Source organism: Thalassospira indica (genome assembly GCF_003403095.1).
Classification (GTDB): domain Bacteria; phylum Pseudomonadota; class Alphaproteobacteria; order Rhodospirillales; family Thalassospiraceae; genus Thalassospira; species Thalassospira indica.
Genome location: NZ_CP031555.1, coordinates 4,494,834 through 4,509,376, shown reverse-complemented (window position 1 = coordinate 4,509,376; position 14,543 = coordinate 4,494,834). Strand labels below are relative to the sequence as shown.

The window sequence follows — 14,543 nt, the reverse complement described above, 5'->3', positions numbered from 1 at the left end:
GGGAGGCAACATGGTCGAAAAAAGATACGAATGGGCAGATGGCGCGAAGCTCGAAGAGCATTCGCGGCGCAAACACAAGATTCTTCGTGAGTACGTCTTTGATTATCTTACCGTTCGCTGCAAATTACCCCAACAGGAACGTTTCAGGCTTGCAATAGTCGATGGTTTTGCTGGTGGGGGGCGTTACCAGTGCGGAACGCCCGGGTCCCCGCTGATTTTCATTGAAGAACTCAGGCGCGCGACTGAAGCGGTCAACACACAGCGGGCGGCGCAAGGCTTGGGCGCTATTGAGGTCGAGTGTCTTCTCATTTTTAATGATGCCAGTCGGGATGCGATTGAACTATTGAAGACCCATGTCGCACCACTGCAGGCAGATATCGCGGAAACATGCCCGAAGCTGCATCTTCGCGTAGAGTACTTGAATGAGTTCTTCGAGAAAGCTTACCCGAAAACCAGGGCGTTGCTGGAGCAGGGCCGTTATCGAAGCGTATTGTTCAACTTAGACCAGTGCGGGGATAGCCACGTCGAGCGTGACACGATCGTCGACATCATGCGGACCTATCCAGCGGCTGAGATCTTCTACACGTTCATGATCAGTTCTCTTTTGGCCTTTTTGAAAAAGGACCAACCAGATCAACTCACTGCCCGACTGGACTATCTTGGGCTCAAGACCACCGATATCGGTGAACTGAACGGGGTCATGAGCAAGAATGACTGGCTCGGCACGGCTGAAAAAATCGTTTTTGACGTCTTCAGGAGATGCGCTCCCTATGTAAGCCCGTTCTCGATTAATAACCCTGGTGGCTGGCGGTATTGGCTCATTCACTTCGCCAACGCTTGCCGTGCGCGGCAGGTCTACAACAACATCCTGCATGACAATGCAACGATGCAGGCACATTTCGGTCGGTCTGGCCTCAACATGCTGTCTTATGATCCGCGGCATGACGAAGGCATGCTCTATCTGTTCGACAGTGATGCCCGTGCGTCCGCGAAGAGCCAACTCCTGGGAGATATTCCGCGTCTTGTGACTGAGACTGGTGATGCGATGCCCGTCATGGATTTCTACGAGAGCATCTACAACGTCACACCTGCTCACGCTGATGACATTCATACGGCGATTATCGAGAACCCCGATCTTGAAGTCATTACACCTGCAGGCGGTGAGCGACGGAAAGCAAACACGATTGGGGTCAATGATGTCATCAAGGTGAAGACACAGCGCAGCTTCTTCCCGATGTTCCTCGATGCCGGTGCGGACGGAAAGCGTCGCAAAAGATGAGCGCCAGCGAAGGCCAAGATCCTGAATGGCGTGAATTCGAGCGTCTGGTTGCGCGAATAGAGGCTGATGCAGACCCCGGAAATGTGACTGTTAACTCTCCTGATCGTATCAGATGCAAGATTACAGGTCAGCTACGAGAGGTCGATGCAAGTATCCGTACGCGGATTGGAACCGCCGAAGTCCTTTTGACGATCGAGTGTCGGCGAAGGACTGCAATTCAGGATGTCACCTGGATCGAGCAACTGGCCGCGAAGAAAAAGGCGATTGGTGCAGATCGTACGATCGCGGTGAGTGCGTCTGGTTTCACCGACAGTGCCCGGAAGGTCGCCGAGCAAAGCGGTGTTTCTCTTCGAGAGCTCTCGGAAATCGCGAGTGAGGATGTCAATTCATTGCTGCAGGTAGACTTCGTGCTCTTCTGGCACAAAGCGTGCGTCATCTCACGAGTCGGCATTCGAAAATTTCGCTCGCTCGATTGGAAGATGCCAGAGCCGTCGGATGTTGACTGCACGCTACCCGAGGATACGGACCCTTTCGCATCCATCTTTCGTAACGAGGAGACCGGCGCGGCCTGGTCTTTGAACGATCTTTGGCTCCAGCTTCAGGAGGCAACTGATCCGTTTGAAGGCATAGAAAAGGCCCAGTCACCCGTTTTCCGAACGGTGTGCTTTCCCTACCCCGGCGAGGTGACCGTCACGACTCCCGACGGACCCGTTCGGTTGGGAGACGTAATACTCACCGTTGCTCTCTGGGTAGAGGCAGAACACATTCCTTTCGATGAGGCCAACAGGGTCGAGTATTCATCCGGCGATATCGATGCCATCCAGCGCGTAGAATTTTCTTCGCAGCGGCGGATGGGAAAGAATCAGCGCATCTCCTTGCAGCTGCCTAAGCACTCGGAAAGTATTCGTGACCTAAGAGCAGGATTTTTTCAGCCTTCCAACGAAAAATAGCGGAAATTATCTCGTAGGTTCTCCTCTACGTGTTGGCCCGTGGCCAGCGCAGTTTCCCACGGCCGACGCGCAACGCTTCCACCAACCTAGTATTGCCCGGCAGCCGCCCCGAGAACAGGCTGGGCTTCGGATCAAGTGCCGATTTCTTGAATGCCGCCACCCGCTGATAGTCAGGCGTCGCCATCCAGGTCCGCCCATCTCCATCGTCTGTGACAATCCGATAGAGGCCGGCAGGTGGGGCGGTCGCGGTGTCGAGCAGGCGCTTGTAGTGTTCGACCGACCATTTCTGAATGCCGCCACTCAGGGCCTCCGTTCGGAACCGCGCCCATAGCGCTGCCGTGTCGGGGGTCGGCCAATCACCAGCATCGGTGTAAGCTGTGATCTCGTCGGATTCGAGCCAGGCCCTCATCTCCGCGGGCGTGACGAAGGCTGGCTCGGCATCCTCGATTGCCGCCATGGCTGCGCGCCGTGATGGAAGGCCCGCGCGGATCAGCATCGACATCATGAATTGTGGAACGCCGGTTTCGACCGCTGCTGCGGCGCCCCCCACCACTGTTTCTGGAGACCAGCCGAGGGACATGCGGCGGGTACGAACAGCTTCCAAGGCCCAGACCAAACGATAGGTGAAGGCCTCTTCGACAGCCCGCATATTCTGAGGCCCAATATTGGCGACATCGTCGCCAGACACCCAACGGCGCAGGATGTCCTTCCAGTTGGCCGGTAGCGCGTTGGTCTTGTCGGGAATGAACGGCCGCATAAACAGCAGGCGTTCCCCGAGACCTGAAAGGGCGTCGACAAGTTCGCCGACATCTCCACTCAGCGCGGCAGCGTCAGCTTGATCGAGGAGATCGGCCAACTCGTCTGCCATGGCATCAATGGCGAGCCCAGCCTCAAGCCCGACACCCATCGCGAAATGTCCGCGCCGCGCCTCCGTTGTAGTGGACTTCCATATGAGTTCAGCGCGCGCCTCGAACACCTTCTTGTGCAATGGCGCGATGTCCTCGTCTTCTCGGGCTATCTGGCGCGCCCAGAGCGACCCTTTGAGCGCCTCGTCCAAGAGCGTTGGCAGATCCGCCCGGTCGGAGTCCAGCGCTTCAATCAATCCGAAGACAGTCGCATCGAGACGTTCGACGATTTGCGAAAGCGGTTCCTCGTCGATTGTCTCCCCCTCGTCATCACCGCCTTCATCTTCACCGTCATCTGCGTCATATTCCGCGCCGGCCGCCAAGCGCTCGGCGACTGCGGCTTCCTCCGCGGGCGATCTCCAGGCTTCGCGGGCGTTGGCGAGATATTCCCATGCGTCATCGCGCTCCAGAACGCCTTCACGGGCCAGGCGCTCAAGGATCTCTGCGACGATTTGGATGAGGCCGCTCTTCAGTGTGCGGGCCTTGGCGGAGGCAACCAACTCACGCCACTCTCTTTCTCGCCATTTGATCTTGTCGAACATCACGTGAACGATGAGGCCTTCGACGTCCACGAAAGCGCGGCCGGCTCGCCCGGAGACATTTGCGAACTCCTCGCCTTTGATCTTCTCGCCTCTGCGGACCAGATACGGCACCAGCATAACTGCAGCGTTGAGATTGAGGCCTTGCGAGAGCGTCGGCGATGCAACGATGACCTTCAAGACGCCCTCGGACAGCAGCGTTTCCAATTCGCGCAGGAATGGGCTCGGAAGCCGACCGTGATGGATTGCGACACCTACCTTCAGACTGGCAACGGCGGGGTGGTCTTCTCCCAACCACTCCTTGCCGACCTCAAGAGCGCGGGCAATCGGTGCCTCATCCTCCAGCAGCGAGCCCAAATATCCACGCTTGCAGAGGTCAACGACTTGTTTGCCGAAGCCTTCGACCCAATTGGCTTGGGTTGAAAAGATCAGCGTCCTCTTACCTTGGCCGGCGAACTCCCATGCAGCGAACAAGGTGAGATGCGACGTCTTGCGCGGATAGGGTAGTTTTTCTTTGCCTCTAGCCGGTCTCTGCACTACGAATTTATCGATGAACGGACCATTGCGATTCAGATCGAGGCGAAGCAGTGCGTCTTGGCCCCGCCAAGTAAGCGTGCCAAATCGTTGTCGGGTCGGACGCCAGTCTGAGAGCACCGGCGCGCCGGGTTCGTCGGAGCGTATCCATGCCGTGAGATCGTCTAGCTCTTCGCCACTGGGCAGAATGGCGGACAAACAGACAATCCTACGGCTCTCCGCGTCCGAGCGCCGAAGCAGGCGTTGGACCAGCGTCTCATAACGGATTTCACGCTCGCTCGGGCCGATCATATGGCCTTCGTCGAGGACGATGAGACCGACATCGTCTATCAGAGATGGGTCGCTTCGCAGTGCGAAGTCGAGCTTCTCAGGTGTCGCGATGATGATTTCGCGAGTGCGCAATGCGTCTTCATCGCCTGCCGAAAGGCCGCTGGCACCGTAAAGTGAGGAGACGCTGAAGCCGAGGGGCGCGAAGGTTTTTCTGAAGGATCGCTCGGTTTGTGCGGACAGCGCACGCAGCGGCGTGACGATCAGGACCCGGCGCGCCGACGACAGGGTCATCAACGCGGCAATCTCGGCTACCCGCGTTTTGCCTGCGCTGGTCGGTAAGGCGACAACCAGATCGTCCGTGACGTCGGTGGAGCGCCGGGCTGCTTCGCGCTGCGATGGCCACAACTCCACCTCGGAATTCTTGCGAGCATAGAGCGATGAGATGAATAGCCTGCGCAGGTCCGGGTATTTTTCCTCCGTTCCCTCCGGTGGCTCGGTCGGCAGACTTTCGTGCAGGGAATGCTGCCACAGGTCATCGATAAGGTGGCGACAGAGGTTCGATATCCACCACAGGGGGACATTCTCCGCATTGTCTGCAAGACTGACCGCGGCGTCGAGCAATGCCCTTGCTGTCTCGATCGGCTCGGCTTCGCCCGTCTCAAGCGCGAAATCAAAATACGCCAGCGCCCGGCAGATCGTCGTGTTGAGGATGGTCGACAGAACCTCATCGACATCGGGCTTTTCACCCCGCAGCATCTCGGCGATCTGCTCATCCTTGTGATCGTCGTTGTCCAGCCACTCGCGAACGAAGCCGCGCAATTGGCCGAGATCGCGCAGGATCAGATGTTGGATCGCTGTTTCGCCGGGTGAGGTGTTGAGATCGCCCGCAGTCTCATTGAAGAGCGAATAGGCAACGGCTGAAAATCCGGCGAGATGATAGGCTGCGGCAGCGATGGTGCGGCGGAAGCCTCGATCAGGCGACCCCGCATCACCATTGCGAACAAGGGCTTCGAAGGCATTGGCTGCACGCTCGAATGCCTTACTGGTCAGGTCCGAGGTGCCGGCCTGAGCACGCAGCGCCATTGCGCCCCTAAGCAAAGCAAAGCCGTGTTCCGCAAGATCCGTTTCGATCGTCGCGCCGAGCGGCGGCGCATTCGGCGGCAGTACACCGTTTTCGCGCATCAGCGACCATGCCGCGCCGCGATACAGGAGGCGTCCGAGGATGCCATCGACGGTCGCGTCCGTCAGGAAAGTTGTCAGCTCGTCAATCGTCTCCAAGATCTTCCGCCTCCTGGTACATGGCCGCGATGAAGTCCTGGTGGTCTTTGACGTGAATGTTCACGACATACTGGTCTCGATTGCTGCCGGTCGCCTCGAGATCCTGTTTCAACGAAGCGTGTGGACCGTTGCCCGATATAGTGAAAAGCATGTGATCGATGCGATCCGCCCGGAGAGACTTCAGGCCCACCTCGTCGCGAAGGCTGCGGCCCAGTGCGTTGTCGTCCGGGTCGTTGCTTTCCAGCAGGCGGTTTGCAACGAACAGCAGCGAGTCCGGCGTACACCGACCGCTATCGCGGTTGAGTACCTTGCGGGCGCTCGTGACCGTTGACTTTCCCAGTACCTTGTTGCTCTTAGCTTCCCCTTTCAGGAGCCAGAGTTTCTCGCCTTTACTGTCATACCCGGCCCCGATGAAATCATCTCCGCGCATGGCCATGTTGCGCCCGTCCTTGTAGCGGAGACGGCGCACAGGGACACGCAGGCCAATCTCCTCCTCGACGAGCTCAGTCGCGAGAATTTCGCCGAGATCGCCCGAACGACCCTTGGACGTCTGAGGCATCGCCTCGCTGAGGATCTCGGCGGCGACCTTGTATCCGAGCCGGTCCACGTCCTCCGCAATGCGTTCCAGTCGGTCGTAATGCGAACGGATCGTTTCAGCCAAGTCCCCCTGGATTTCATCGCGGCCACCATGCTTCTCGACATAGGTCCAGTAGTACTTGCGTTTGTCTTTTTCTCTCGTGGCGTCGCACCACCTCTCATACAGGCTCACGTAGGCCTCCCACGATCATTGCATCGCGAAGGTTGATCAGTCGGCAATCTTTGCACATCCGCTCAACTCCACAGACAGGACAATGGCGCCGCAGCCAGCCGGTCACCAAATGGCACAACATCCGTGCTGTCATAGAGCACGGTGCCAAAAGCAAAGCGGTCTCCGCAGGCTTCGGCCAAGGCGCGCAGCCCAGCGAAATCGCCGGACTTGACCGTGGCGCTCGCCTTCACCTCGATGCCGGCGATCATGCCGTCGTCACGCTCCAGCACGATGTCGACCTCGCGCATGTCGCGATCGCGGAAGTGATAGGGTGTCAGTCGCAGGTCCGAGGCTGTCGTCAGCTTGAGCACTTCCGAGAACACGAAGCTTTCCAGCAGGGCGCCGAACGTCCCGCGATCCGCCTTCACCCTGTCGAAGGTCAGGCCCCGCGTGCTCGCCAGCAGGCCGGAATCGAGGAAATATAGCTTCGGTGTTTTGACGATGCGCTTCAGCGCGTTGGTGAACCAGGGCTGCAGCGTCGCGATCAGAAAGACCTGTTCGAGCAGCCCGACGTAGCGCTGTCCCGTCTTGTGGCTGACATTGATGCTGGCTCCGAACTGCGAATAGTTGACCAATTGGCTGGAATGCTCGGCCAGCAAACGCACGAATTTCGGGAGCTCGGTCAGCTTCTCGACCTCTGCGATGTCCCTGAGATCGCGGGTGAGAACCGAGGTGAGATAGGATCGCGCCCAGTCCTGCCGGCGCCGCTCGCTCTCACGGGCGATCGCCTCGGGAAAGCCGCCGAGCAGGACGGAGTGGACGAGATCGTCGCCGACGATCGCTTTGCTTGGCTTTTGCAGCTTTCCCTCGAAGAGACGCTCCAGAAAGGTCGGCGTCCTGCCCTCGATCTCGGCCCGTGCCAGCGGCAGCATCTCGAGCGTTTCCATCCGGCCGGCGAGACTATCGGCGACCCGTGGCAAGGTCAGCACATTCGCTGAGCCGGTGAGGAGAAATCGGCCCGGACGATAGTCCTCGTCGACCGTCTTCTTGATCGCCAGCAGCAGGTCGGGCGCGCGTTGAATCTCGTCGATGATGGCCCTATCCAGTCCCCGGATGAACCCGGCCGGATCGGACCGCGCAGCCTCCAGCACGGTCTGGTCGTCCAGCGTGATATAGGTGCGGCCGGCTTCCCCCATCTTCTTGACGAGCGTGGTTTTGCCAGCCCGCCGTGGCCCTACAATGAGAACCACGGGCGTATCCGAAAGGGCTTCCTCCGCCCGGCGCTCTACAAACCGCTTGAACATCCCGTCCTCTAGTCTCCGACATTTGGAACTATCTGTCTCGGCTGATTGGAAGTCAATGGGTCGCTAATTGGAACCAAGAAGGTCGCGATCTGGAAGGGGATGGGAGGGGAAAGCCTTCTCCCTGGTCGGCACTGGCATTGCCGACACACCCCCATCAGCGGGGAGGCCCCGCAACGCCCCCTGAGAGTGAGAGTGCGGGCGGGTTTTCCGTGACGGGTTGAGGGCTGGAGGAGAGGCCTCCGGCGCCCGTCGCGGAGATCATTCCGATGACCATGGAGCATCGCGCGGCCCGCAAGAGCGGCCCGCGAACGAACCTTTATGACGACATTACCGACAAGATCATCGCCGAGCTGGAGGACGGCCGGCTGCCATGGGTCCAGCCCTGGGGGACGGCGGCGGCGCAGGCGCCGCTCGCCATGCCGCGTAACGCGGCCACCTCCCGGCAGTATTCCGGGATCAATGTCCTGATCCTCTGGGGCGCCGTGATCCAGCAGGGCTATCCAACCCAGCACTGGCTGACCTTCCGCCAGGCGCTGTCACTCGGCGGCAATGTCCGCAAGGGCGAGCGCGGCACCACCGTCGTCTACGCCGACCGTTTCACGCCTGAAGACGAGAAGCGCCGCGCCCGGGAGACCGGGGAAGACGCCAATAGCATCCCGTTCCTGAAGCGCTTCACCGTGTTCAACGCGGCGCAATGCGAGGGTCTGCCCGACGATATCACCGTCGAGGCACCGCCACCGCCGCCCGGGCTGATCGAGCCGCGGGTCGAGGAACTGATCGCCGCGACCGGTATCGACTTCCGGATCGGTGGCAACCGCGCCTTCTATGTCCCTTCGCAGGATTATGTGCAGGTGCCACCTCCGCAGGCTTATTTTGAGCCGATCAACTGGCACAGGACCGCCCTGCACGAGATGGGGCACGCAACGGGCCATGCCTCAAGGTTGGGGCGGGACTTCTCGGGCGCTTTCGGCACGAAGAAATACGCCTTCGAGGAACTGATCGCCGAGATTTCGAGCGCGTTCTGTTGCGCCTCGCTCGGGATCGTCCCGACTGTGCGCCATGCCGATTACATCGGCTCCTGGCTGGAGGTGATGCGCGAGGATTCGCGGGCCATCGTGCGTGCCGCCTCGCAGGCCAGCAAGGCGGCCGACTGGCTGCTGGCCCATCTGCCCGACGCCGGCACCGATGTTGAGCGGCAGACCCCGACGGAAGGGAGGACTGCGGCATGATCCTCCTGACCGACACACAGCGTGACCGTTTGCTGGCGAATGGCCGCGATCGCGATCAGGATCACATTCCGATCGTGAAATTTTTCAATCCCTTTGGCGCCGGTGTCTGGCTCGCGACCGAGCTCGACGAGGACGGCGACATCATGTTTGGCCTGGCCGACATTGGCTACCCCGAACTTGGCTCATGGAGCCTCAACGAACTGCGTTACATTCGGCTGCCCTTCGGCATGGGCATCGAGCGGGATCTGCTCTTCACGGGGGACTTCCCGATCTCGGTCTGGGCCGAGGCCGCCCGCGATGCCGGCAGCATTCGCGATGCCGAGCGCCTGCTTTATCGCTCGGGCCGTCTGCCAGGCGGGACACGCCCCGATGCGGAGCCCCGGCGTTCCTGAGATCCACGCTCTTCAGCTTCGGCGCCGCTCTCTTCGAAGGAAGAGGGCGGCGCTTCTCCTCGTGACACGGTGAAAGTTCGGCGCCCGGCCGACTGCCCGTCGGAGAACAGCACCATGACACGAAACACGAGAACACCCGCCATCGAACCGCAGCCGCTGCGGTTCTCCGCCCAAGAGCAAGCCGTGGTCTACGAGGCCCGGCAGATCCTGCTGCGCCACCTCAATCAAAACCCTGTCCTGTCGTCCTGGCAATCGGTGCTCGATTATTGTGCCCTCACCATCAGGGGCGATGTGGAGCGTTTCCATGCCCTCTATCTCGACCGGAGGAACCGGCTGATCTCAGACGAGTGCCTCGCCATCGGCACCATCGATCACGTCCCGGTCTATCCCCGGGAGGCGCTGCGGCGCTGCCTGGCGCTCAATGCCTCGGCGCTGATCATCGTCCACAATCATCCGGCCGGTGATCCCGAGCCCTCAGCCGCCGACCTCGCGATGACGAAGGAAATCCGAAATGCCTGTGCGTCCCTAGGGGTGATGCTGCACGACCACATCATCACCGGTGCTGGCCGGGAGATCAGCTTGCGTGCCCGCGGTGAGTTCTGATGGGTCTGCGTGTTCATATGCGGCTCGGCCATGAGAGGGAAAGGAGGGTGGAGGTTTCATGACGGGCTGGTTGCCGGAGAGAGAGGCTCCCCGGCGTCCGTCATGGAGACACTGACATGGCCACTGCCACGCAGAAAATCACCCTGTCGTCCTCGCGCGACATCCCCTTCAACAAGCTGGTGCTCAGCCAGTCCAACGTCCGGCGGGTGAAGGCCGGCATTTCGGTCGAGAAACTGGCCGAGTCCATTGCCCGGCGTGGGCTGATCCAGTCCCTGCATGTCCGGCCCGAGCTCGATGCCAAGGGGCAGGAAACCGGCCTTTTCGAGGTGCCGGCTGGCGGCCGCCGCTACCGGGCGCTGGAACTGCTGGTCAAGCAGAAGCGCCTCAACAAGACCGCACCGGTGCCCTGCATCGTCTCGGACGCCGGAGACGATATCCTGATCGACGAGGTCTCACTCGCCGAGAATATCGAACGCGCGCCGCTGCATCCGCTCGACCAGTTCCGCGCCTTCCAGGTGCTGCGAGAGAAGGGCATGAGCGAGGAGGAAATCGCCGCCGCCTTCTTCGTCGATGCCAAGGTGGTGAAGCAGCGCCTGCGCCTGGTCTCGGTCTCGCCGGCGCTGCTCGAGATCTATGCCGAGGACGGCATGACGCTTGAACAGCTCATTGCCTTCACAATCTCCGACGACCATGCCCGGCAGGAACAGGTCTGGGCGGCGATCAAGGATGGTTGGCAGAAGGAGCCTTACACGATCCGGCGTATGCTAACCGAGACCACGGTGCGGGCCTCCGACAAGCGGGCTCTCTTCGTCGGCATCGAGACCTATGAGGCGGCGAGCGGCTATGTGCTGCGCGATCTCTTCCAGCAGGACGATGGCGGCTGGCTCCAGGACCCGGTGCTGCTCGACCGGCTGGTCGGCGAGAAGCTGAAGGCAGAGGCAGAAACCATCGCCGCCGAGGGCTGGAAGTGGATCGAGGTCGCGGCGGATTTCCCTTATGGCCATACCAGTGGCCTGCGTCGCCTGACCGGCACCACAGTCGATCTGACCGATGACGAACGCGCCGAGCGCGAAAAGCTGCGGGACGAGTTCGACGCGCTGGAGGCGGAATATGCTGAGGCTGACGAGTTCCCCGACGAGGTTGATGCTCGCCTCGGCGAGATCGAGGAGGCGCTGGAGGCCTTCGAGGCCCGTCCGATGCGGTATGACGCGGACCAGATGGCCCGTGCCGGTGTCTTCCTCAGCATTCGTCACGACGGCCAACTCGCCGTCGAGCGCGGCTATATCCGTGCCGACGACGAGGCGGTGGAAGGTCAGGAAGGGCAGGGTGCCGATGGGTGTTCTCCCGAGGGCGGCGAGTCCGGTGGTTTGCAGCGCGCTGTCATTACGGTGGGTGGTACGGCCACCGAACCCGAGGAGGACGAAGAGCTTGAGACCATCCGGCCGCTGCCCGATCGGCTCGTCAGCGAACTGACCGCGCACCGCACGCTGGCGCTCCGGGACGTTGTGGCGATGAACCCGCATGTGGCGATGACGGCGCTCCTGCATCGGTTGGTCACCGATTGCTTTCTGCCGCATTCCACCAGAGGTTGCCTGGAGGCCCATGTCCGGGAAGTTCATTTCCCGGCACAGGCCGACGATCTGGGCGAAAGCGCCTCGGCGAAGTCCATCCAGGATCGGCATGAACGCTGGGGCGATCATATCCCCGCTGACGATGCTGCGCTCTGGGACTGGCTGGTCGATCAGGACGATGACACCCGGATGGAGTTGCTCGCCCATTGCGTCAGTTTCGGCGTCAACGCCTTGCACGAGAAGCCCAACCCCTATGGCGGCATGGGCGTCAGCCAGCACGGGCTCGACCTGCGCCTGTCCCAGGCCGACCGGCTGGCGCGGGCGACGGGCCTCGACATGGTGGCGGTGGGCTGGCGCCCGACCGTCGCCAACTATCTCGGCCGCGTGACAAAGCCTCGGATCATCGAGGCAGTGCGCGAGGGCGCTGGCGAGCGGGCGGCCCAGCTCATCGACCATCTGAAGAAGAGCGACATGGCCACCGAAGCCGAGCGCCTGCTGGCCGAAACCGGCTGGCTTCCGGAGCCGCTGCGCATGGTGGATCGCGATGCCGATATCGCGATGGATGCCGGGGTCAACACTGAGGCGGATGATCTGCCTGAATTCCTTGCCGGCGATGGCGAGGATGAAGACGCCACGGAGGACGAGGAGCAGCCAATGGTCGCCGCCGAATGATCTTCAGGTGGGGCGGCGTTCGCTGCCCCGCCTCATCTCTTCCGTTTCCGCAACTTGTCTGGTCCTCGTGACCGGGCTTTTTCTTTGGAGAACCCTGATGCCCGCAGATATCAAAAATGATAAGTGCTTCCCTAGGTCTGACATCAGAGCTTTTGATCTAATGTTCGCGCCAGTTGGGCGAAGGGCGCGTTGGATTGCTGGGCAAAGGCGATGATCCACGCCCCTTGGAGTTTGCAGTGCAAAGAAAAGGCGGCGTCGTTGGGCCGGGGATGACCCAACCGTTTGGCGTGTTTCTCGATACATTTCGTCCAGCTGCCATAGACCTCCTGCGCGGTGATCTGGAGACGCGGTTCCAGCGGGGCGGCTTGCAGGATGCTGAGCACGGGACAGGCCGGGACATGAGGTTGCGACGTCACCTCGGAGGCAATGGCGTCGCAGACCATGAGCGCACCTTCGTCAAAGCTTTCGGCCTGCGCGAAGGTCGTATCGAGCAACCGTTCCAGCCACGCCCCGGCCCAGCGTGTCGCGGCTTCGGCCAATTCCTGTTTGCCGTTCGGGAAATGGTAATAGAGCGACCCTTTCGGGAGCCCCGCCTCTTTGAGAAGCTCCGAAAGACCAACGCCCGAATACCCCTTCTGGCGAAAGAGGTTCGAGGCGGTGCGGATCAGCTTGTCGCGAGACGTTGGGTCACTCATGACAAAACAGATAGCGCCATTGGACCGATTGGTCTATTGATTGCGTAGACCAGTCGGTCCAATACAGAGGAAGAATGCAAGGAAAGCGAGAGTTTTGGAACAGGCCGCGCAGACAATCACCATTCCGGCGGACGGAGCCACACTTATCGGGACCTGGTATCCGGCATCCGATGCACCCCGGGCCAGTCTGCTGCTGCACGGGGCCACTGGTGTGCCGCAGCGCTTTTACCGCCATTTCGCCGCTTGGGCTTCCGCGCGCGGGATCAATGTCCTGACCTATGACTATCGAGACTTCGGCGCGTCCCAGACCCGACCGATGCGCGAAAGTCAGGCGAATTTCGCGGATTGGGCCGTGCACGATCAGACCGCAGCACTCGATACGCTGGCCAAACTGGCTCCGACAGGCCCCTTGTGGGTGCTCGGGCACAGTTTGGGCGGGCTTGGTCTTCCGTTCCAGAACCTGCCCGACCGCGTCACGCGGATCACCACCATCGGAGCCGGGATCGGACATTATACCGACCATCCCTGGAGCTACCGGCCCAAGGTTCTAGCCTTCTGGTTCGCGCTTGGCCCCGTGGCGACCGCCCTTGCGGGCTATATGCCGGGTAAACGATTGTCGCTAGGGGCCGATCTGCCCGCCGGTGTCTATTGGCAGTGGCGCAGATGGTGCACCCGGCGCGATTTCTACGCCTCGGACATCGGTGTCACCCTGCCGGAGCCGAATTACAGCATCGAGGGCAAGGACATCCGTATTTGCGTCGCCGCCGACGATGTCGTCGTCCCGCCGGTTGCGGTGCGACGCTATGCGGAGGTCTTTGCCTCCTCAGATGCCGAATTTCGCATCTTCGATCCCGCCAACTACGGTCTGCCCGCGCTCAAACATATCGAAGCCCTGTCCAAAGAGAGCGCGCCCGTCTGGGCCGACCTACTTGATCTGCCTCAGCCCGATCTGACCTGCAAGGCCCGCCCATGACTGATAGTGCGACACAGGATGGAACCCGCTCAGAAGTCCTGAGCACCCGCGCCCGGAAAACCATTCTCTGGGCCAATATCGCCATGATTGCGATGATCGTTATCCACGACAGCGATCACGTTCGGCAGGCCGCGAACTGGTGCTATACCATCAGCGCGCAGCTTTGGCTGGTGAATGTGTCCGTCTATGTACCGAGCCTGATCGCACTGGCGCTTTTGTGGCGCGGCAAGGGCGCGGGCGTTGCGACAATGATCAACGGTCTGCTGGTCGGCGCGGCCTTCTCCGAAGTTCACCTGTGGCGCCCCTCTATTCCGGTCTGGGGCATCTGGAATGACAATTTCTTCATTCTGGGCGTGGACTGGATCAGCTGGACGATCCTTGCGCTGACGGTGCTGGTGGGGGCGCTGGTGAGTGCTGCCGGGGCCTATGCGCTTGGCCTGCAATGGGCGGCGAGGCAGGGTGGATGACCGTTACTGTTCGTTGTCGCTGTCAGTCTGGCGCCTAAAGGCCTGCGAAATGTAGCCTAGATGTAAAAGGCGTCATTTTGCCCGTGATGTCAGATGTTAATGACCCAAAGGCGCTCGCAGAACAGAGCATGTCG

Annotated in this window: 12 protein-coding genes; 8 read left to right on the top strand and 4 right to left on the bottom strand. The window is 60.9% G+C overall.

Features of this window, described 5'->3' with window-relative positions; genetic code table 11:
* Nucleotides 1-10 precede the first annotated feature (10 nt).
* On the top strand, nucleotides 11-1,279 hold the full coding sequence (locus DY252_RS21055; RefSeq protein ID WP_009573745.1) for a three-Cys-motif partner protein TcmP: 1,269 nt from the start codon (nucleotides 11-13) through the stop codon (nucleotides 1,277-1,279).
* Entirely contained in the window at nucleotides 1,276-2,229 is a 954-nt protein-coding gene (locus tag DY252_RS21050) for a restriction endonuclease (RefSeq protein ID WP_064790290.1), read from the top strand. Before DY252_RS21055 ends, DY252_RS21050 begins: the two co-directional genes overlap by 4 nt.
* Before the next feature lie 25 nt (nucleotides 2,230-2,254).
* On the opposite strand, the gene DY252_RS21045 is transcribed toward DY252_RS21050, so the two are convergent.
* The 3 genes from DY252_RS21045 to DY252_RS21035 form a co-directional block, all read right to left on the bottom strand.
* Nucleotides 2,255-5,755 (bottom strand): DEAD/DEAH box helicase, encoded by a 3,501-nt coding sequence (locus tag DY252_RS21045; RefSeq protein WP_064790291.1) that lies wholly within the window; start codon nucleotides 5,753-5,755, stop codon nucleotides 2,255-2,257.
* A complete protein-coding gene (locus DY252_RS21040; protein WP_064790292.1) occupies nucleotides 5,742-6,524 on the bottom strand; it encodes a HamA C-terminal domain-containing protein in 783 nt (260 codons plus the stop codon). Before DY252_RS21040 ends, DY252_RS21045 begins: the two co-directional genes overlap by 14 nt.
* Nucleotides 6,525-6,586: 62 nt before the next feature.
* Nucleotides 6,587-7,807: an ATP-binding protein gene (locus tag DY252_RS21035; protein WP_064790293.1), complete on the bottom strand. Its 1,221-nt coding sequence runs from the start codon at nucleotides 7,805-7,807 to the stop codon at nucleotides 6,587-6,589.
* Nucleotides 7,808-8,073: 266 nt separating this feature from the next.
* On the opposite strand from DY252_RS21035, the gene DY252_RS21030 reads away from it, so the two are divergent.
* The 4 genes from DY252_RS21030 (at nucleotide 8,074) to DY252_RS21015 (ending at nucleotide 12,274) form a co-directional block, all read left to right on the top strand.
* Nucleotides 8,074-9,036 (top strand): ArdC family protein, encoded by a 963-nt coding sequence (locus tag DY252_RS21030; protein WP_064790294.1) that lies wholly within the window; start codon nucleotides 8,074-8,076, stop codon nucleotides 9,034-9,036.
* Entirely contained in the window at nucleotides 9,033-9,428 is a 396-nt protein-coding gene (locus DY252_RS21025) for a DUF2958 domain-containing protein (RefSeq protein WP_064790295.1), read from the top strand. The genes DY252_RS21030 and DY252_RS21025 overlap by 4 nt, the downstream gene beginning before the upstream one ends.
* A 114-nt stretch (nucleotides 9,429-9,542) precedes the next feature.
* Nucleotides 9,543-10,031, top strand: a complete 489-nt coding sequence (locus DY252_RS21020) for a JAB domain-containing protein (RefSeq protein ID WP_064790296.1) — start codon at nucleotides 9,543-9,545, stop codon at nucleotides 10,029-10,031.
* Nucleotides 10,032-10,147: 116 nt separating this feature from the next.
* Nucleotides 10,148-12,274: a ParB/RepB/Spo0J family partition protein gene (locus tag DY252_RS21015; protein ID WP_064790297.1), complete on the top strand. Its 2,127-nt coding sequence runs from the start codon at nucleotides 10,148-10,150 to the stop codon at nucleotides 12,272-12,274.
* Between the two features lie 143 nt (nucleotides 12,275-12,417).
* Here the strand turns inward: DY252_RS21015 and DY252_RS21010 are convergent, their stop codons facing one another.
* A complete protein-coding gene (locus DY252_RS21010; RefSeq protein ID WP_064790298.1) occupies nucleotides 12,418-12,969 on the bottom strand; it encodes a TetR/AcrR family transcriptional regulator in 552 nt (183 codons plus the stop codon).
* A gap of 94 nt (nucleotides 12,970-13,063) precedes the next feature.
* Between DY252_RS21010 and DY252_RS21005 the strand changes: the two genes are divergently transcribed.
* Both DY252_RS21005 and DY252_RS21000 read left to right on the top strand, forming a co-directional pair.
* Nucleotides 13,064-13,942, top strand: a complete 879-nt coding sequence (locus tag DY252_RS21005) for an alpha/beta hydrolase family protein (protein ID WP_082923592.1) — start codon at nucleotides 13,064-13,066, stop codon at nucleotides 13,940-13,942.
* Entirely contained in the window at nucleotides 13,939-14,409 is a 471-nt protein-coding gene (locus DY252_RS21000; protein WP_082923593.1) for a hypothetical protein, read from the top strand. Before DY252_RS21005 ends, DY252_RS21000 begins: the two co-directional genes overlap by 4 nt.
* Nucleotides 14,410-14,543 lie beyond the last annotated feature (134 nt).

Excerpts from the sequence above, each read along its gene's own strand:
- DY252_RS21055 (WP_009573745.1), top strand. The coding sequence starts at position 11 with ATGGTCGAAAAAAGATACGAATGGGCAGATGGCGCGAAGCTCGAAGAG.
- DY252_RS21050 (WP_064790290.1), top strand. The coding sequence starts at position 1,276 with ATGAGCGCCAGCGAAGGCCAAGATCCTGAATGGCGTGAATTCGAGCGT.
- DY252_RS21035 (WP_064790293.1), bottom strand. The coding sequence starts at position 7,807 with ATGTTCAAGCGGTTTGTAGAGCGCCGGGCGGAGGAAGCCCTTTCGGAT.
- DY252_RS21030 (WP_064790294.1), top strand. The coding sequence starts at position 8,074 with ATGACCATGGAGCATCGCGCGGCCCGCAAGAGCGGCCCGCGAACGAAC.
- DY252_RS21025 (WP_064790295.1), top strand. The coding sequence starts at position 9,033 with ATGATCCTCCTGACCGACACACAGCGTGACCGTTTGCTGGCGAATGGC.
- DY252_RS21020 (WP_064790296.1), top strand. The coding sequence starts at position 9,543 with ATGACACGAAACACGAGAACACCCGCCATCGAACCGCAGCCGCTGCGG.
- DY252_RS21015 (WP_064790297.1), top strand. The coding sequence starts at position 10,148 with ATGGCCACTGCCACGCAGAAAATCACCCTGTCGTCCTCGCGCGACATC.
- DY252_RS21010 (WP_064790298.1), bottom strand. The coding sequence starts at position 12,969 with ATGAGTGACCCAACGTCTCGCGACAAGCTGATCCGCACCGCCTCGAAC.
- DY252_RS21000 (WP_082923593.1), top strand. The coding sequence starts at position 13,939 with ATGACTGATAGTGCGACACAGGATGGAACCCGCTCAGAAGTCCTGAGC.